Origin of the sequence: Corynebacterium sp. HMSC074C04, from assembly GCF_001838295.1 — a bacterium.
GTDB lineage: Bacteria > Actinomycetota > Actinomycetes > Mycobacteriales > Mycobacteriaceae > Corynebacterium > Corynebacterium amycolatum.
Window position 1 is genome coordinate 649676 of record NZ_KV836272.1, and the last position, 18262, is coordinate 667937.

20 protein-coding genes are annotated in these 18262 nt (G+C 57.5%); 8 read left to right on the top strand and 12 right to left on the bottom strand.

All coding sequences use genetic code 11. The features are described from left to right. Positions 1-229 precede the first annotated feature (229 nt). Complete coding sequence (locus tag HMPREF3011_RS07205; protein ID WP_070841335.1) at positions 230-1819, top strand: Re/Si-specific NAD(P)(+) transhydrogenase subunit alpha; 1590 nt, start codon at positions 230-232, stop codon at positions 1817-1819. A gap of 6 nt (positions 1820-1825) precedes the next feature. After that, positions 1826-3301: an NAD(P)(+) transhydrogenase (Re/Si-specific) subunit beta gene (locus HMPREF3011_RS07210; RefSeq protein WP_038628251.1), complete on the top strand. Its 1476-nt coding sequence runs from the start codon at positions 1826-1828 to the stop codon at positions 3299-3301. A 48-nt stretch (positions 3302-3349) separates the two neighbouring features. Here HMPREF3011_RS07210 and HMPREF3011_RS07215 read toward each other — a convergent pair whose 3' ends face one another. From HMPREF3011_RS07215 to HMPREF3011_RS07235, 5 genes are all read right to left on the bottom strand, one after another. Beyond that, positions 3350-3709, bottom strand: coding sequence for a GNAT family N-acetyltransferase (locus HMPREF3011_RS07215; protein WP_246821462.1), 360 nt, complete (start codon positions 3707-3709; stop codon positions 3350-3352). A 194-nt stretch (positions 3710-3903) separates the two neighbouring features. Continuing rightward, a complete protein-coding gene (locus HMPREF3011_RS07220; protein WP_070841337.1) occupies positions 3904-4788 on the bottom strand; it encodes a 5-oxoprolinase subunit C family protein in 885 nt (294 codons plus the stop codon). 18 nt (positions 4789-4806) lie between these two features. Next, the gene (locus tag HMPREF3011_RS07225; RefSeq protein ID WP_038628241.1) at positions 4807-5460 is read right to left on the bottom strand and encodes a 5-oxoprolinase subunit B family protein; all 654 of its coding nucleotides are present in this window, start codon (positions 5458-5460) and stop codon (positions 4807-4809) included. Positions 5461-5531: 71 nt separating this feature from the next. Continuing rightward, complete coding sequence (locus HMPREF3011_RS07230) at positions 5532-6305, bottom strand: LamB/YcsF family protein (RefSeq protein WP_038628238.1); 774 nt, start codon at positions 6303-6305, stop codon at positions 5532-5534. An 89-nt stretch (positions 6306-6394) separates the two neighbouring features. Next, entirely contained in the window at positions 6395-7606 is a 1212-nt protein-coding gene (locus HMPREF3011_RS07235; protein WP_070841338.1) for an NRAMP family divalent metal transporter, read from the bottom strand. Between the two features lie 148 nt (positions 7607-7754). On the opposite strand from HMPREF3011_RS07235, the gene HMPREF3011_RS07240 reads away from it, so the two are divergent. Together HMPREF3011_RS07240 and HMPREF3011_RS07245 are read left to right on the top strand one after the other, a co-directional pair. After that, positions 7755-8444 carry a GntR family transcriptional regulator gene (locus HMPREF3011_RS07240; protein ID WP_038628232.1) on the top strand — a complete coding sequence of 230 codons (690 nt, stop codon included), beginning with the start codon at positions 7755-7757 and terminating at the stop codon, positions 8442-8444. Positions 8445-8471: 27 nt separating this feature from the next. Then, a complete protein-coding gene (locus HMPREF3011_RS07245) occupies positions 8472-9437 on the top strand; it encodes a quinone oxidoreductase family protein (RefSeq protein WP_235191238.1) in 966 nt (321 codons plus the stop codon). A 13-nt stretch (positions 9438-9450) separates the two neighbouring features. On the opposite strand, the gene HMPREF3011_RS07250 is transcribed toward HMPREF3011_RS07245, so the two are convergent. From HMPREF3011_RS07250 to HMPREF3011_RS07280, 7 genes are read right to left on the bottom strand one after another with little or no spacing between them, the layout of a single operon-like run. After that, the gene (locus HMPREF3011_RS07250; RefSeq protein WP_038628219.1) at positions 9451-9972 is read right to left on the bottom strand and encodes a hypothetical protein; all 522 of its coding nucleotides are present in this window, start codon (positions 9970-9972) and stop codon (positions 9451-9453) included. Then, positions 9969-10412: a hypothetical protein gene (locus HMPREF3011_RS07255; RefSeq protein ID WP_168163124.1), complete on the bottom strand. Its 444-nt coding sequence runs from the start codon at positions 10410-10412 to the stop codon at positions 9969-9971. Before HMPREF3011_RS07255 ends, HMPREF3011_RS07250 begins: the two co-directional genes overlap by 4 nt. Continuing rightward, entirely contained in the window at positions 10379-11071 is a 693-nt protein-coding gene (locus HMPREF3011_RS07260; protein ID WP_038628213.1) for a metal-dependent transcriptional regulator, read from the bottom strand. The genes HMPREF3011_RS07255 and HMPREF3011_RS07260 overlap by 34 nt, the downstream gene beginning before the upstream one ends. 3 nt (positions 11072-11074) lie before the next feature. Continuing rightward, complete coding sequence (locus HMPREF3011_RS07265) at positions 11075-11893, bottom strand: metal ABC transporter permease (protein WP_038628210.1); 819 nt, start codon at positions 11891-11893, stop codon at positions 11075-11077. Continuing rightward, positions 11886-12716, bottom strand: a complete 831-nt coding sequence (locus HMPREF3011_RS07270; protein WP_038628208.1) for a metal ABC transporter permease — start codon at positions 12714-12716, stop codon at positions 11886-11888. Before HMPREF3011_RS07270 ends, HMPREF3011_RS07265 begins: the two co-directional genes overlap by 8 nt. Beyond that, on the bottom strand, positions 12706-13374 hold the full coding sequence (locus HMPREF3011_RS07275) for a metal ABC transporter ATP-binding protein (protein ID WP_038628204.1): 669 nt from the start codon (positions 13372-13374) through the stop codon (positions 12706-12708). The genes HMPREF3011_RS07270 and HMPREF3011_RS07275 overlap by 11 nt, the downstream gene beginning before the upstream one ends. 23 nt (positions 13375-13397) lie before the next feature. Further along, complete coding sequence (locus HMPREF3011_RS07280) at positions 13398-14528, bottom strand: metal ABC transporter substrate-binding protein (protein ID WP_038628201.1); 1131 nt, start codon at positions 14526-14528, stop codon at positions 13398-13400. A 275-nt stretch (positions 14529-14803) separates the two neighbouring features. Between HMPREF3011_RS07280 and arsC the strand changes: the two genes are divergently transcribed. The 4 genes from arsC (at position 14804) to HMPREF3011_RS07300 (ending at position 18262) form a co-directional block, all read left to right on the top strand. Beyond that, positions 14804-15148, top strand: a complete 345-nt coding sequence (arsC, locus tag HMPREF3011_RS07285; protein WP_070841339.1) for an arsenate reductase (glutaredoxin) — start codon at positions 14804-14806, stop codon at positions 15146-15148. Positions 15149-15345: 197 nt separating this feature from the next. Then, positions 15346-16743, top strand: a complete 1398-nt coding sequence (locus tag HMPREF3011_RS07290) for an MFS transporter (RefSeq protein WP_070841340.1) — start codon at positions 15346-15348, stop codon at positions 16741-16743. A 142-nt stretch (positions 16744-16885) separates the two neighbouring features. Continuing rightward, a complete protein-coding gene (locus HMPREF3011_RS07295) occupies positions 16886-17053 on the top strand; it encodes an antitoxin (protein WP_080969535.1) in 168 nt (55 codons plus the stop codon). 249 nt (positions 17054-17302) lie between these two features. After that, entirely contained in the window at positions 17303-18262 is a 960-nt protein-coding gene (locus HMPREF3011_RS07300; RefSeq protein WP_246821464.1) for a FecCD family ABC transporter permease, read from the top strand.

Here is an 18262-nt window from a genome sequence, read left to right on the forward strand (position 1 = left end):
CCCCATTTCCTACCCCCTTTGCAAGAGTGTGCAAATTCAGAAAACCCACCTCACCACCGTTACCCACATATTTTTATTACCTTTTTCCACAAACGCCTCCGCTGCCTCCCCACCAGCGCATACCTTATTGGCACCAAGGAGAAAGCGGCCACGCCCACACTCACTGTTAACCGACAACCGAGTGCGCATGGCCCTTAATAAAACCCCCGAACAGAAAAGAACTCCCACAATGAGAATCGGCATCCCTTTAGAACCCGATCCCCAGCAAACAATTGTGGCTGCGACCCCGGAAACCGTCGGCAAACTCGTCAAGCTTGGCTACGAGGTCGCCGTGCAGGCTGACGCCGGCCTGGCTGCAAAGTTCACCAACGCGGACTACGAATCCGCCGGTGCCACCATTGTCGACGAGTCTGTCTGGCACAGCGATATCGTCGTAACGCTCGACACTCCGCCGGAGCAGTTCCGTGCACTGCTTAACGACGGTGCCATGCTGATTAGCCGACTTGCACCAGGCCGTAACGAAGAGCTGGTCGAAGAGCTCGCGCACTGCAACATCACTGCCCTTGCTATGGATGCAGTTCCCCGCATTTCCCGGGCACAGTCGATGGACGTGCTGTCGTCGATGGCCAACATCGGCGGCTACCGCGCAGTAGTCGAAGCGGCTTCTGCATATGGTCGCCTTTTCACTGGTCAGGTGACTGCCGCAGGCAAGATGCCACCAGCTACCGTTTACGTCATCGGCGCTGGTGTCGGCGGACTTGCCGCAATCGGTACCGCCAACTCTATGGGCGCGATTGTCAAGGCAACAGACCTGCGCCCTGAAGCCGGTGAACAGGTCGAATCGATGGGTGCAGAGTTCATCCCGATTCCGGCTGCCACTGAGAAGTCCGAAGATGGCTATGCCAAGGAAATGACCAATGATCAGGCTGCCGCTGCCGCGAAGCTCTACTCCGAGCAGTCCGCGCAAGCTGACATTGTCATCACCACCGCGAATATCCCGGGCCGCCGCTCTCCGCTGCTGCTGACTGCTGCCGATGTTGCAGCTATGAAGCCAGGCAGCGTCATCGTCGACATGGCTGCCGCCGGTGGCGGTAACTGCGAGGTGACCGTTCCAGGCAAGACTATTGTCACTGACAACGGGGTGACCATCATCGGTTACACCGACCTTGCAGGACGTCTGCCCGCACAGGCATCGTCGCTGTACGGCCAGAACATTTTCAACCTGTTCAAGCTGATTACGCCAGAAAAGGATGGCTCTCCAGTTCTCAATCTCGAGGACGAGATTATCCGTGGCATCACGGTGACAAAGGCTCGCCCACAGAATGGTGCCGGCGCTACCGGAGCTGAGATTCTCTGGCCACCACCGCCAATCAAGGTCGCTGTCACCCCTGCTGCCCCGCTGCAGGAACAGCAGGCTCAGCAGGCTGCATTAGAAGAGAATGCGCCGGAGAAGGTTTCTTTCATGGGATCGGGCCTGGGCTCGAAGATTGCTCTGGGTCTGACGGCACTGCTGGCAATTGTGGTTATGCTCAGCGCGCCGCACAGCGTGAGCGCCAGCTTCATGGTTCTCACCTTGGCTATCGTGCTTGGCTTCTACGTGATCTCCGCGGTTACGCCACGCCTGCACACACCGCTGATGTCTGAGACCAACGCGATTTCCGGCATTGTTCTGGTGGGTGCGATTCTCCAGGTGGGAAGCTCCAACCTGCTGGTTTCCGGTCTCGCGTTCGCGGCCATCGTGGTCAGCTCCATCAATATCTTCGGCGGTTTCGCCGTCACCGACCGCATGCTTGGCATGTTCGTGAAAGAGGAGGCATAAAGTCTAATGGCTAGCATTGATACTGCTTCGCTTCTGGACTGGACCTACCGCCTGTCCAACGTCGGCTACATTGTCGCCGCTGTCCTGTTCCTCTCTGCCCTCTCGGGCCTGTCTAAGCCGGAGACCGCTCGCCGCGGAAACGCCTTCGGTATTGCCGGCATGGCTGTCGCCGTTGTCATTGCCATCTTTCAGGCACTCGTCACCGCTGACACCAAGCCGGATACTCACTTCTCCCCGCTGATTACCCTGATTCTCATCGCTGTCGCTATCGGCATCGGTGGTGTCATCGGTATCACCCGCGCACGCAGCGTTGCCATGACCGGTATGCCGCAGCTGATTGCACTGTTCAACGGTCTGGTTGGACTCGGCGCTATCTTCATCGGCTTCAACTCGTACATCTTCGCCGAAGATGTTGACACCGATGCCCTGAAGTTCCACTTCGGCGAGGTCTACATTGGCGTCTTCATCGGCGCTGTGACCTTCACTGGTTCCATCGTCGCTGGCCTGAAGCTGTCTGAGAAGATCAAGGGCTCGCCGCTGCTACTGCCGGGCCGCAATGCTCTGAACATTGCCATTCTGGTGGTCACTCTGGTTCTCCTGGCTGTCTTCATCGCAACCGGCACCGAGGGCGGCGCCATCGCATGGGCATGCATGGTTGCTGTGACTGCTTTGGGCCTGTTTTTGGGCTGGCACTTGGTCATCGCCATCGGTGGCGGCGACATGCCGGTTGTCGTGTCCATCATGAACTCGTACTCCGGTTGGGCCGCTGCTTTCACCGGCCTCATGCTTGGCAACCCGCTGCTCATCATCACCGGTGCGCTGGTTGGTTCCTCCGGCGCCTACCTGTCGTACATCATGTGTGAGGCCATGAACCGCTCCTTTGCAAACGTTATTCTGGGTGGCTTTGGCTCCGAGGCTTCGTCGGCAAGCGCTGTGGAAGGCTCCCACACTGAGGTCAACCACGAGGACACTGCAGAAATCCTGCGCAACGCGGACAAGATTCTCATTGCTCCGGGCTACGGTATGGCTGTGGCACAGGCTCAGTACGCCGTCGCCGATCTGGTACGCAATTTGCGTGCCGACGGTAAGGAAGTGGTCTTCGGTATCCACCCAGTCGCTGGCCGCCTGCCGGGTCACATGAACGTGCTGTTGGCAGAGGCCAAGGTTCCCTACGACATCGTGCTGGAGCTGGACGAGGTCAACGATGACTTCGCTGATGTGGATGTCACCCTGGTCATCGGTGCAAATGACACCGTCAACCCGATGGCAGAGCAGCCGGGCTCCCCGATTGCGGGTATGCCGGTACTGAAGGTGTGGGAATCTGAGCGCGTGATTGTTCTCAAGCGGTCGATGGGTTCGGGCTACTCGGGCGTGCAGAACCCGCTGTTCTTCAACGAAAACACCGACATGCTTATCGGCGATGCGAAGGCGAGCATCGACTCCCTGAATCGCATCCTGGCGGATTCGAAGGTCACCGCTTAAACCCGAAGTAAGCAACGCCGTACAAACCGGAGCCTAGGCGATTAGTTCCTAGGCTTCGCCACGGGCTGCATCACGAACCATGGTGATGTGCTCAATGCCGGCTTCCATGAAGGTCTCCCCGACCTCATGGAAGCCGGCTTTTGCGTACACAGCCTTCGCCTGCGTCTGGGCATGAAGAATCAGCCCCGTATCCGGGTGGTCAGCGATGACCTGCTGCAGCAGTTTCGAGGACAACCCCCTACCCCGGCTCGCAGCATCGACGACAACTCGGCCGATGGTGCGCGGGTAGCTCGACGAGTACTCATCGAGCGTGTCAATTACACGCAAGTACGCGATAATCTTGCGGGAGTCGTTGTCGTCGCGGATGAAATAGTGCTCTGCGGTATCTTCCAGGTCGCGCCAATCCATTTCCGGCTCCTCACAGGACTGCTCAAGATAGAACACGTCGGTACGCAGCGCCGAGATGGCATACGCATCGGTCGCACTGAGGTCGGAAAAGAAGCTCTCTCAATCATGGTGGCTGATTTTACTGCGAAGTGCTGTGCGACTCTGACAGCTGGCAGACTTTGTGGCGCACCATCGCGCAGGATGACGCCGCAGACCTATGCCGCCCGCACCCGGCGGAATTTTACCTTCGCGCCGGGCACCAATTGCCCAGCTCTCGACAATGACGGCTCCGTCAGCACACCAATGACCGGATATCCACCCGTCGCCGGATGATCAGGACCGAAAATAATCGGCTGCCCCGATGCGGGCACTTGTATCGCACCGGGAACCATTCCCTCGCTGGCCAACTCATGGGTGACCTGGCGCTCAAGAGTAGTCCCACTCAGCCGAAGTCCGACGCGGTTGGCCTCTTGCGTCACGGTCCATGTCTCGTGAAAGAAATCACTGACACTTTCCGACGTAAACCAGTCCGCCCGAGGCCCAGGAACAACATCAAGACGGGCAGCCTCGCTCGACCAATGAGGAGCGGGATAAATTGCGATTGACGAACCCGTCGAATTCGCCGGGGCGCCGACGGGCAAGACCTGACCAGCCTGCAAAGGCGCTGGACCGAGCTTGCCAAGCGTATCGTATGACCGCGACCCCAACACTTCCGCGACATCGATGCCCCCTCGAATCGCGACGTATCCACGAAGACCCGCATCGAAGGTACCAAGCCTCACAATCGCCTTCGCCCCGACCACAATTCGGCTATTCATCGAGGTTTTGATGACCTTGCCATCCTGCTCGACGGTCACCTCACCGTGGGCTCCTGCAAAGGAGATAATTGCCCCCTCCGCTACTTGGAACTCCAACCCGCCGACGACGCATTCGAGCACAGCGAGGTTTTCTTCGTTGACAACCATCCGGTTAGCAGCTGCCGCGGACTCGCGGTCGAACGCACCGGAGGTACTCACCCCCAAGCTCCCTTGCCCAGCACGGCCCCAATCCTGAATAGTCGTCAAAATACCGGGTCGAATAATCTCGATAGAATTCTTCATCTCTTCCGCACCCTTTTTCTACGCCGCACTCGCCGTAGAAGTCGCCTCAAATTGAACCTCAGCCCCGGGCTCAAGCAGCGCCGGATTGAGCCGATTTAAGTCCCACATCTCCACATCTGTATGCCCCAAGAGTTGCCAGCCACCGGGCGAATCGATGGGATACACACCTGCGAATTGGCCTGCAAGTCCGACAGAGCCCTTGGGAACTCGGGTGCGCGGCGTCGCAAGGCGGGGAATATCAAGCGGCTCTGGCCATCCCTGACCGCTCCCCCGCACCATGTAATAAAAGCCCGGCGCAAATCCACCGAACGCGGCCGTCCAAGGGCGCTCGCAGTGCCAATCAATTAACGCTTGGGGGCTCATCCCAAGGCTTTGTGCCAAGGATTCAAGGTCCGCGCCGTCATAGTGAACGGGAATCGTCACTGTCTTTCGCTTGTCGACGGTGTGCCTCTGCGTATTGTTGCCCTGCAGCGCGGTTTCGACTGCGCTGAGGTATCGACGAGCCGGCCCGCGAAAGCGAAGTAGGAGCGTTTGGGCTGCGGGTACCCTGTCAACGAGTCCCTCGATCTCAGCCGCCGCAGAGTGTGCACGAAGTACCTTCGCCAACGGATTGGCCGATGATGAATAGTCGATAAGCAGCGCATTTGTTCCCATAGGGCGAATCTCGGCCATGGCGGTGCTGATCCTTTCTTTCTTGCGAGGTTGAAAAACTGCGGTCGATAAGACCGGTGTACGAGTCCGCGCTATACGTGGGCAGCGACGGTAACTCCCGCGTCGACGAGACCTTGGCGAATCCTACGGGACAGTTCGACCGCGCCAGGGGTGTCTCCGTGCAAACAAATAGAGTTAGCCTGCACGGTCAACAGTGAACCGTCGTAAGCGGCGATTGGTTCCCCACTGGCCATTGCAATGACACGTTTGACGGCGGCATCGGGGTCTGCAATGACCGAGCCCGCGAGCGCTCGGGAAACTAGCGTTCCGTCGGAGTTGTATGCGCGGTCAGCAAAAGCTTCCCGAATCACAGGGAGGTCCGCATCGAGGCTGAGCCGTTCGATGACCGACCCCGGCTGCGCCATAATGGCAAGCCCATCTCCGCAGGTGGAGCGAGCGAGCAGGAGCGCCTCCACCACTGCAGTGGCCTGATTTTCGTCCACTGCGATGCGGTTATAGAGGGCACCGTGGGGTTTGACGTAGGAAACTTCGGTACCCACCGCCCGTGCACATGCCGATAGGGCACCAATCTGGTATACAGTTTCGGCTCGCAATTCTCGATGTGAGTAGTCCATGCGACGTCGTCCGAATCCGGCGAGATCGCGGTAGGCGACGTGTGCGCCGATGCGAATTCCGCGCGCGGCAGCTGCCTCACAGGTCTCCATCATGACGCTAGCGTCACCCGCGTGATACCCGCAAGCAACATTCGCACTGGTCACAATGTCCAGTAGAGCGATGTCATCCCCCATCTTCCATGAGCCGAAAGCTTCCCCGAGATCAGAGTTGAGATCGATAATGGCGCCCATAAACGTCGCCGCCCCTTCCAGGTAGTAATGCTGGTCTTTGTACCGTTGATATGTTGGTCCTCATCTGAGCTGTACGAAAAACCGGCCGATTAGCCGAGCATTTCAAACACGCCGCCGAACGAGCGCCACGCCAAGAACCAAGCGACTGCGACACCCACGATTCCGATAGCCGCTAACCACTTCGGGTACTTGTAGCCATTCATGAGGTCCGCACGGAACAGCGCGATGTAAATCAGCACAGTAACACCAATTGGTAGAACCAAACCGTTGAAGGCTCCGGCGAAAACCAACAGCGTCGCTGGAGCCGTACCGATGACACCGAAGAGCAGCGTGGAAATTGCAATTAGGACAATGGTGATCGTGTTTTGAGTCTTGGCTCCAGCACCCGAGGAACGAGTCAGAAACGTTGCCGAGGTGTAGCTGGCACCCACAATCGACGAGATTCCCGCAGCCCACAGGACAACGCCAAAGAATCGCATACCCCAATCGCCTGCCGCAGCTTGGAATGCCTCTGCAGCGGGGTTTCCATCCGTATTGAGGACCACGCCACCCGCGACCACTCCCAAGACAGCTAGGAAAAGTAGGAAACGCATGATAGCCGTGACAATGATGCTCGTAACAGATGAGCGAGTGGTCTGCGCGAGGGGCTCCACACCGCTGGCGCCAGCGTCAAGCATGCGGTGAGCGCCAGCGTAAGTAATGTAACCGCCTACAGTGCCACCGACCAGCGTGATGATTGCCAGCAAGTCAATCGTGTCGGGCATGACCGTGTTCTTCAGTGCTTCTCCTACTGGTGGGTTAGAACTGAACGCCACAATTGCAGTGACCAGAATCATCACTACACCAAGCACGACGAGTGCCTTGTCCAGCGCCATACCCGCCCGTCGGGAGAGAAAGAAGCCAATGGCGAGGATTGCAGTAACAATGCCGCCAATCTTTGCGTCCACGCCCAACATCGCGTTCGCGCCAAGTCCAGCTCCGCCGACGTTGCCAATATTGAAGACCACACCACCGATGACAATGAGAATTGACATAAGCCAGCCCAACCCCGGAATCACGGCGTTGCCGAGCTCCTGTGCGCGGCGTCCAGAGACGGCGATTACTCGCCACACGTTGAGCTGAATCGCGATATCAAGAAGCACCGAGACCAAAATGGCAAAGGCGAAAGCCGCGCCAAGCTTGGCCGTAAAGGTTGCGGTCTGGGTGAGGAAGCCTGGCCCGATAGCACTGGTCGCCATCAGGAATACAGCGCCGAGGAGTGCCGTTCGACGCGCCTTGTGGGCAGATGTTGAAGCGTCCATAGCGTAAGGCCTTTCCCTACAAATCTGACAATCCCCACGTTGAAGGATTCCTACGTTGAAGATCGTCTGCACCGAGATTGTTGAACAATGTCTCGTATGTTAATTGGTGATGGCCGCCACACAAAAGTGCTTTAGTAGTCTGTATTACATGACTACCCCCGGAAACATCCTCGACGATCAGACCCACACGTCCTCTGGGGAAAAACAACATGACGTTTCAGTAGCGGATGCCACCGCAACTGTCCTGCGCCGAGAGATTCTCGCCGGAAAGCACTACAGCGGCGAGCAGCTCCGTGAAACCCAACTTGCTGCGCGACTACAGGTCAGTCGCAACACCATCCGACAGGCGTACCGGAAGCTGGAATCTGAGGGGCTACTCACTCACATCCCTCATCACGGCGTTTTTATCGCCTCCTTCGACAAAGAACGCATCCGCGAACTGTATGCTTTTCGCCATGTCGCCGAATGCGGAACACTGCGGTCGCTAAGCAAGAGCCAAGCAAAGCTCCTCGGCAAAGAGATTCTTTCTCTTTGTGGTTCGCAGTCATCATTGAACCTTCCCGAACGGAATAATGCCTTTCACCTCGCCATCGTCAGGGCTTCCGGGTCTCCCGACCTGTTAGCAACCGCCGAATCCATTCAGGCCCAACTCCGTCTTTGCTTCCTCTCCTACCCCCAAAGCATCGAACTCCATGCCCGATACGCCGATCGCCACATCAGTATCGCCAAGGTTCTCATCGAAGACACCCCGCACCACGCCGCCGACCTCCTCAGCGCCTACCTCAACGAGTCCTTCGACGCCGTCACCGCTGCCCTCCCACCTGCCACCCGTTCATAATTAGCAGCTAGGACTACAGTGATGGACATGGCAGCAAATTCAGGCAACGCATACGCAATGACCATTACGGAGTTCGGCCCCGCTGACATTTTCACCAGGACACCTATCGAGCCTGCAGAGCCCGGCCCCGGTGAAATCCTGGTCAAAACCACAGCCATCGGCGCAAACCCGCTGGACTACAAGATGCGCGATGGATCTTCCGGCCTGTGCGCAAAGTTCACCCCTCCCGCGGTGCTCGGACGTGAAGCCGCTGGCGAAGTCGTTGCCGTCGGCGAAGGTGTGGACAGCTTCGCCCCCGGCGACCGTGTCTTCGGCATGCGCAGCTTCGACGACTTCCGCGGCACCTACGCAACGCACAACGTCTTCCCCGCCGACGGTGTGGTCCGAACGCCCGATTCGCTTGACGACGTTACCGCTGCGGGCCTTGCCCTAGTGGGAATCACGGCGACCGTGGCTGTCGAGCAGCTTGCAAAGGTAAAAAGCGGTGACACCGTACTAATTCATGGTGCCGGTGGCGGTGTTGGCCAGCTGATGACGCAGCTGGCGGTCGCCCGTGGCGCAACTGTGTTGGCCAGTGCGTCGTCACGCCATCATGAAAAACTAGTGGGCTTTGGCGCGCAGCACATTGATTACACAGCGGAAGATGTATTCAAGGCTGTGCGCCAGCAGTTCCCCGAGGGCGTGGACGTTGTCCTTGACGGCGTGTATTTCGATACTTTCCTCCCCTCGCTGGATGTGTTGGCATCGGATGGTCGGATTGTGGCGCTGCCTTCGCTGGCCGATTTAACACCGGCGAAGGAACGCGGCATTGAGGCACACATCCCGGCTATTTCGAATGACACGACTATTTATGCAGACCTGGCCGACCGCGTGGTTGCCGGTGAGATTTCGCTTCCTATCGGCCTGACTAAAAATCTCACCGAGGTCGCGGAGGTCCACCGGGTATTGGAAGACGGACACGCTGACGGCAAGGTTGTGATGACCGTCGACTAATTCAAGTGCGTTACTACAGCTCGCGACGAGCGTTCTGATACGTCTTCGTCAGCGAGCACCAGAGCTCGTCGGCATCAGAGATGGCTTCCACCAGCTCCCGGTTAGTCATAGTTTCGCGCTGCTCGCGCAGTCGGTTGTTTAGCTTTCGAGCTCGAGAGAGCTCACCGCGTAGTTCGATGAGCTCCGGCGTAGCCTCTCCGGAGGCAAATACATCTTTGTAGATGGTGCCGACCCCCATTGTGGTGTTCACGTTGTCCCAGGCAGAGAGGATTGCGGTGAGCTGGTACTCGGTGTCCATGGCAATCTGCTGTAGCTCAGCGTGATTACGCTCGGCGAGCTCGTGCGCCTCAGCGCTGCGGCGCACACCGACCCACGCCTGGTATGCAATGAGAATCGCAAGCACCAAGCCCGCAACTGGCAATGCATATTGCAGAATCCACAGCGTGACACCGAAGAGCTGAACAATCAGGCCGAAGAAGAAAAATACGACAATGACCGTCGCGCACCCGTTGTCGGAGCCTGAGCGTTTACTCATCGCGGCGTCACCTCCGCCGCAGCATTCAAAATCGCATCGGCCCCCAGGTGGCTGGCGTAGCCAAGTCCGATGGCTGCTGCCAAAAGGAGTATTGCCAGCAACGTATAGACGATTGCCTCTTTGACGGTGCTAGTGACCGCAATGCGCTGCTCTTCGTAGTCCAGCAGTGCCCGCATATCTTTGGTCGAGGCATTCAAGCGGCGTTCGAGATTAGCCATGTGTTCCTGCTGCTCAGCAGGCGAGATAGCGATGGCATTGAGTGGCACATCAACGCTCTCGACACTGGCATATGCCTGTCGACGAGCACTCTTCACGCTGTCGAACGAAACTGACGGTGCGGGTGGCACTTTAGTTGGCCCAGTGAGATTCCGCGACACCTTATAGTAAGAGCGCGCTGCGGCCCTCGTCAGTTCGTTGTTGGAGTCGCCTTGATTGCCCATAGTGCCGAGTCTGCCACATGAATTTTCTTTGGCTCGGTATCGTCCACCTCATCGAGGATGGCAAAGACATGCATGCCTGCATATGGTGCGGCTTCGGCTCGGAGCACAGTCCCCGGTCCTACCCCTGATGTCGCCAAATAGCGCAGTAGTTCAGGGTCGGAGTCATTAATGCGATCGACTACCACCATCGCGCCGGCTTCGATATCCGTCAGGTCGGTGCGCACTGCGCTGGCGATGGTACCGCTTGCGCTGGGAATTGGATCGCCATGCGGATCGCGCTCAGGGAATCCCAGCATTGCATCAATGCGACTAATGAAATCATCCGAGACCGCATGTTCAAGCTTTTCGGCTTCCTCGTGAACCTCATCCCAGGTGTATCCCAGAGTCGAGACCAAGAAGCTTTCAATCAACCGGTGGCGACGCACCATGATTAGCGCAATGTCTCGCCCACGGTCCGACAGGCTAATGCCCCGATACGGCTCGTGGTTGACAAGGCCACGTGCAGCTAGCTTCTTTACAGCCTCGCTGGCGGTGGGCTTCTTTTCGCCCATCCGCTCAGCGACGTCGCCAAGTGCCACTTTTTCACCGGTGCGCTCGTGCAAATCCCAAATGACCTTGAGGTAGTCCTGGGTCTTTGCTGGTAAATCCTCCACGTGCATTCTTCAAACTCTAGCGCTATTGCGTGTTGACGCAATCTTGAGGGGGACATAGAAACAGCCGGCGCATACACCAATGCAGCCACCAACTGACAGATTCGCCGCCACCGCAATGAATAGCCCCACCAGGCCAATCGCGATACCCATCAATGGCGCCAACACGAATAGCAAACGGGTATCGTTCACTACCCCAACGAGCGCAGCTGCCGGGGCAGCTAGCAGCGCGATGGATAGAATCGTGCCGACAGCCGGAATCAGCGCCACCAGAGTCAGAACGATGAGCCCGCTGATGACCAGCTGTGCTTTTCTCCTCGAATGCGCGACTCCGAAAGACTCCGGGTCGAAGGTGAAGTAAATCAGCTGCCGCCACCGAGCCACCAGCACCAACGCCACCAGCAGCAAGAGGCCACCGGACAGCGCAATATCAATCTTGTTCACGTTGAGTACGCTGCCGACCAGGAAACTCTCTACCTTCACCGGCAACGGGGCGAACCACTTGTTCAGGAAGTAGCCCAGTGCGAACCCAAATGTCAGCACAATTCCCGCCGCCGAGGACGTCGTTCCCACCTTTGACAGACCGAACAGCGCCCCAATCGGAATACACATCAGAAATGCTCCGATAAAGAGGAACACCGAAATCCACGAGTGGCTCAGGCCGAGCGCTGCCGCAATAACAACGCCCACAACCGCGCCGGGAAAAGTCGCATGTGTAATCGCTTCTGCGAAGAACACTTGTTTTCCCAGCACCGCGAGCACCCCAACTACTCCAGCCAGGGCTCCTACCAGTATCAGTTCGATAATTGGCAAAATCAGGATGCTAGACACGGTCGCCTCCCAGCACGACGCGCAGCCCCAGTGCCATGAAATACAGTCCCACCGAGGTCAGCGCGACGACTGCCTGAGGCGACACCGGCCCCAAAGGCACCAGTGCCAAACCAACGATTCCGCTGAGGCAGCCCACTGCAATCGCGATCGGCACCATCACATGAACTCGGCGAGTCAGCAGTCTCGCCGCCGCTCCCGGCACGACCAGATATCCGACTACCAGCAGCACGCCCACTGCGCTTGCCGACGACACCACGACCGCAGCAATCGCCGCGTTAATGGTGAGGTCGGCGCCCCACACATTGACGCCTGCGGCTTTGGCACCGAAGCGATCAAAGGCAACAAACACCTGCTGGCGCCAGGTCACTGCGATAAGAACCAAGGCGATGGCACAGACAATCAGGGCGCTGGTGAGACGGGAGTCAGTGACTTCCAGCAGTCGCCCGAACATGAGCGCTTCCAGCTGTCCTGACTGGTCACCTTTCTTCAGCGAGAGAATCACGCCGATGGAAAAGAAGCTGGTCAGTACGACTGCTACTCCAGCTTCCGACATGTGCGAGCGCGATACTAAGGTCAGTGCTACTGCCACTACCACCGCAAATGCTGCAGCCACCGGGATAATCATGTCGATGCCGCCGAATACGGCACCGGCCACAATTCCGGGAAAAATAGAATGCACCATGGCCTCCGCATTGAACTCGAGGCCACGCAGGTTCACGATGACACCGACCAGGCCAGAGACCGCCCCGAGGGCAATCAGCAGCACTAGTGGCCTGAACATGAAAGGCGCTACCCCAAGCTCATTCGCAAGCTCAGTCCACATAGGCTGGCACCAACTTCGAGGTCGCACCAAAAGCTGGCTGCTCCGCCACGATTAATGTGTTTTCGCAGGTTTCCTCGGCAAGCACGAGATCATGGGTGGCCGCGATAATTGCCGTGCCATTTTCCTTCAGTTCGTTGAGGAGATTCAGCAGCATCGCCCGATTTTCAGCGTCGAGGCCGTTAAACGGCTCGTCGAGAAGCACGAGTTGCGGACGTGCGACGATGGCACGCGCCAACAGAACGCGTTGCTGCTGACCACCGGAGAGGTTGCCGAAACGTTCACTGGTGCGGTCGGCAAGCCCGACTTTGGCTAGCGCTGCGTGGATGCGTTCTTTGCGGTGTCCAAGCGGTTGGAAGGGGCGCAGTTCGTGCAGCACCCCCATGGCGACGACATCGAAAGCCGTGACCGGAAAAGTGCGATCGAGGTCTGCCGACTGCGGGACGTAGGACACAATCTTCGCGTTGTTGTGCATCTCACCAGCGAGAATACGAGTCCCACCCAGGATTCCGCGCAGCACAGTCGTTTTTCCAGAGCCATTGGCGCCGATGAGTGCAAGCCCGGTACCCGGCGCGACATTGGCGGTGATGTGATTGACGATGGGTACCGCCGTGTAGCCGAATGAGGCATCGCGGAGCGTGACTATGGGCTCGGCAGACATGGGGTTAGCTAAGTGGTTACGGCTCACTTGATGCCCTCTGGCAGCGGCGCGACAGTTCCGTCCCATGCCGTCACAACCTGAGTGACGTTGTGGATGATGGAACCGATGTAGGTTTCGCCATCACTGCCAGCCGGACCAAGGGAGTCGCCGTAGAGTGCGTCCTCACCAACGATGGCCTTGACACCTGCGGCCTTAGCGATCGCCTCAATTGATTTCGAGTTGTTCGAGTTCTCCGCAAACAGCGCAGTTGCACCCGAGTCCTTCACGGTCTTTGCCGCCTCGGCGATATGCGCGACCGTGGCATCCTGCTGCTCGTTGAAATCAGACAGCGCTGCACCGATGAAGTTGATATTGAACTCGTGGGAGAAGTATCCAAAGGCATCGTGGCTGGTAAACAGCACAGGGTCCGACACGGTGGCGATGGACTTATTTGCCCACTCATCCAGCTGATTCAACTTGTCCTGGTAGGCCGCAACGTGGTCGGCGATGGTGGACTTCAGCTCATTGTCGCCACGTTCCTCAGCGACCTGTTCCAGTGCGTAGCCGATATTGGCAACCTGAACCTTGGCGTTCTTCGGCGAGGTCCATACATGCGGATCGAAGCGGAATTCCGCCTCCTCACCGGGTTCTTCCGGCGGGAATGGCCATGGGGCGACATCAATCTTTTCCACCCCTCGGTCGATGGTGTAGTTACCATTCTTCGCCTTCTCTGGTGGCAGCGGCTTGGTTTTGTCCGTGTCCTTGGCTGCCTTCATGGCATCTACGTCACCTGCAGTGAGAACGCCACTGGTTACTGCCATCGTTCCGGAAAAGCCCGAGGACTCAATCGCCTGGTCCAGGAAGTGCTCCAAATCGACTCCGTTGACGAACAAGAGATCGGCGTTACCAGTCTTGGTCAGCTGCTCATGGGTCATTTCCAGCTCATGTGCTGTTGCATTCGGCGCCAACAGACAGGTCAAATCAACTTCATCGATGTCCAGCTGCTTCACGTAATCACAGATCTGTGTCGTGGAAGCCACGACGTTGATTGGGTTCTCGCCGCTGGCTCCCTCACTGCCATCGCCACACGCTGCAAGGCCAGCGCCCGCTAGCAAGATCGAAAGGCCCGCACACATGGACTTAGCTGATCGCGAAAGCTTTCCGGAAATTGTCATGTTGGTGTCCGCTCTTGATTGTTTGTTATTGCTTTACGACGGCTACGCTGACCGGCCGCTTCAGTAAATCTGGTCACCTTAGGGGCGGTTGGGGCGCACTTCGCCGTTCATCTATCACGTGCGAGAGTAAACCTAACGACAACTATTTTCAACCTATTGAACTTAAGTGTTGTTGGCTTTACGGCCCTTCAAGATAAATAATGAACAAGGTCTCACCACATACAGTTACGCCGCTCCGTCAACCGTCACACCACAACATCAGCCATGATGGAGACATGGAAGCGAAGATTTACCACAACCCCCGCTGCTCAAAGTCCCGCCAAGCTCTCGCCGTACTACGCGAGGCCGGAATCGAGCCGGAGATCATCAAGTACCTAGACACTCCTCCAACCAAGACCGAGCTGCGCTCGCTAATCGAGACGGCCGGCCTGAACGTCATCGATGCCGTGCGCACTAAGGAAGCAGAGTTCAAGGAACTGGGACTCTCTAAGGACTCCAGCGACGAGGAACTGCTGGACGCAATGGTCACACACCCACGCCTGATTGGGCGCCCGTTTGTCGTCACCAATAAGGGGGTAAGGATGGCGCGCCCCACCGAGGCAATTAATGACATTCTCTAGGCAGTGACAAGCATTAATTGCTTTTACGCCAACCCCCCTCAAAGACCCCCAAGGCCGGGAGGTTAACGCCCCATTAATAGAGACTGAAGTCTCTGTAAACTCAACGCTGAAACGATAAAGCTCTCCGCCTGCTGCCCTAAGCATCCGCACAGGTTGCATTAGAGGCAACGGCGGCCTTCAGCGAAAGGACTGTCATTATGAGCAGTCAGAGGCTCGGCTGGCTCAGCGCACCCGGCCCAGCAGCTCCCCTCCCCGAGGAAAAAATTGCCCCGACCTACCGGACCTGGCGATTCAACGTCTTCATGGGCATCTTCATCGGCTACGCGGGCTTCTACCTCATCAGAAATAACATCCCCCTGGTGTCCGCCGTACTGGAAAAGCACGACCTACTTGGCGCAGCCGGAATCGGCATCGTAGCCAATGCAGTTCTGTTCTCCTACGGCCTATCCAAATTCTTCATGGCCATGCTCTCCGACAGAGCCAATGCCAGGTACTTCCTCCCACTTGGCCTAGCACTGTCCGCGGTCGTAAACCTCTTTGTTGCGTTCGTCCCAGCCATCAGCGCCTCTGTTGCAATATTCGCGACAGTCATGTTCATCAATGGTTGGTTCCAAGGCATGGGCTGGCCTCCCTCTGGACGAGTTGTCGTCCACTGGTTCTCGACATCCGAGCGCGGCACTTTGATGTCGATCTGGAACACTGCCCACAATGTCGGCGCCGCCGTCGGCGGTGCTCTGGCAGCCTGGGGCTTGCATTCGTTCGCCACTTCCGACGCCGACTGGACTCCCGCATTCTGGCTACCGGCAATTGTCGCGCTCGCGATTGCCGCCATCGCATTCCTGCTGATTCGAGATAACCCGCAATCCATGGGCCTGCCTCCGGTCGAGGAATACCGTAACGACCCGGACAAAGTCGAAGGAACTAATGACGAGGCACAAGAACCCTGGTTCACAATCGTCAAGAACCATGTTCTTACCAATCCGGTTATCGTCATGCTGGCACTTGCCAATGTATTCGTCTACGCACTCCGTTACGGAGTTCTTAACTGGATTCCGATTTACTTGACAAACGAATTGCACAAGACCAACGTCACGGGCGGAATCATCGGATTCATGCTCTACGAGGGCGCAGCAATTGTTGGCACCCTGCTGTGCGGATGGGTCTCCGACAAGGTCTTCAAGGGTTGGCGCTCAGGCGCCGGCATGCTCTTCCTGATTGGCACCGGCATCACCATTTTCGCATATTGGCAGCTACCCGCCACGGCACCATTGTGGATGTTCTACGTGCTCATCTCCCTGATCGGCGCACTCATTTACGGTCCAATCATGCTTATCGGACTGCAGGCCATCGACCTCTCGCCTAAGTATGTTGCGGGAACCGCAGCTGGTTTCACTGGATTGTTTGGATACCTTCTCGGCGCAACACTCGCCTCCACTGGTGTCGGCCTCTTGATCGACTTCGCAGGCTGGAATGTTACATTCGCGACCCTCATTGGCGTTGTCGCTATAGCGTTTGTCCTCATGATTTTCGTCGGCAAGTACGAGCGCGATGTCATGCACAAGGCAGATGAAGCCCGCACCAAAACAGCTCAATAACTGTCGGTCACGGTGTTGCTAGTCGAATATCAACTTCACTCCGTGGGGCCAATACGGTCGCAAGGTCACCAATTCATCGGTACACTCTATGTCACAAACGAAAAAACGCGAGTAGACATTACGAATGGAAGGAGACTTCACCATGGGACTTATGGACAAGGCCAAGGAAGCACTGAGCAACGAAGAGAACACCGATAAGGTTCTGGACAAGGCTGAGCAGCTGGGCAAGGAGAAGCTCGGCGAGGACAAGGCCGACCAGATCAAGAAGGCTCGCGACATGGCAGACGAGCGCCTGGGCGACGAGAAGTAAGCTACAGAGCTTTTCACCCCGCATTAGCACCCCACTTTCACAGGGGAGCTGGTGCGGGGTTTTGCTGTCCTTAGGAGATCCCACAGGACCGCTGACGCGCCTTTATTGACAATTATTTTCACATTGTCCATCATTAGCCAAGTGAAAACTATTGTCGATAGAGCTTCTCTTCCGCGTCCTCGAAACCAAAAACTTCGATCCCGGCTCTTCGGCTTTCTGTTTTTCCTGGCCGTCCCCGCCACAATCCTCTTGGCGATCTCCATCGGCCCCGCGGGAACCGGTTTCAGCAACGGCATCGTCGCACTGCTCACTCCGCTCATCAATACGCTTTCCGACGACCTCCCAGCTCTCAACCACCTTCTGCCAGAGATATCCCCTGCCACGCAATCACTTGTCTGGAGCATTCGACTACCGCGCGTCCTCCTTGCGGGACTGGTCGGCGCCTCGCTCGCTGTCGCAGGCGCAACCATGCAGGCAGTCTTTCGCAATCCACTGGCGGAACCCGGTGTTACCGGTGTCTCCTCCGGTGCAGCAGTGGTAGCCGTTATTCTCATCGTCACTGGCGTGGCCGCGAAAGCGCCGTGGGTTCTCTCGGCAGGCGCGTTCATAGGCGCGTTGCTGGCTGTCATATTTGTCCAGATCGTCGCCGGTCTCAATGGCGGCAGCGGAGCCACCCTGTTGCTCGTCGGTATTGCACTCAACGCATTCCTCGGCGCAGTCATCGCCGCCACCAACGCAAACGCACCACACAGTGATGACGCACAACAGGCCATGTTCTGGCTCAACGGCGATTTAACTGCTGCCAATTGGCAGGACATTGCGCTAGCAGTCGGCCCCATTACCGTCGGCACGGTTATCTTGATGATGCTCATTCCCGAACTCAACCTGCTCCTCCTCGGCGAAGAACAGGCCGCTGCCACTGGTATGCGCACAGTCTGGATCCGGCAACTGCTACTCGCCCTGGCTGCTTTAGTCACGGCAGCGGGCGTCGCTGTCACTGGCGTTATTTCCTTTGTCGGATTGGTCGTCCCGCACCTGATTCGCCTTGCCATCGGCCCCGATCACCGCAGCCTGCTGCCCATTTCTATGTGCCTCGGCGCAGTGTTTCTCATTCTCGCCGACCTCGTCGCCCGCAGTCTCTTTCCCCAGTTGCTCTGCAAACTGGCACAGTCACCGCGTTCCTTGGCGCACCTGCGCTACTCGCGTTGA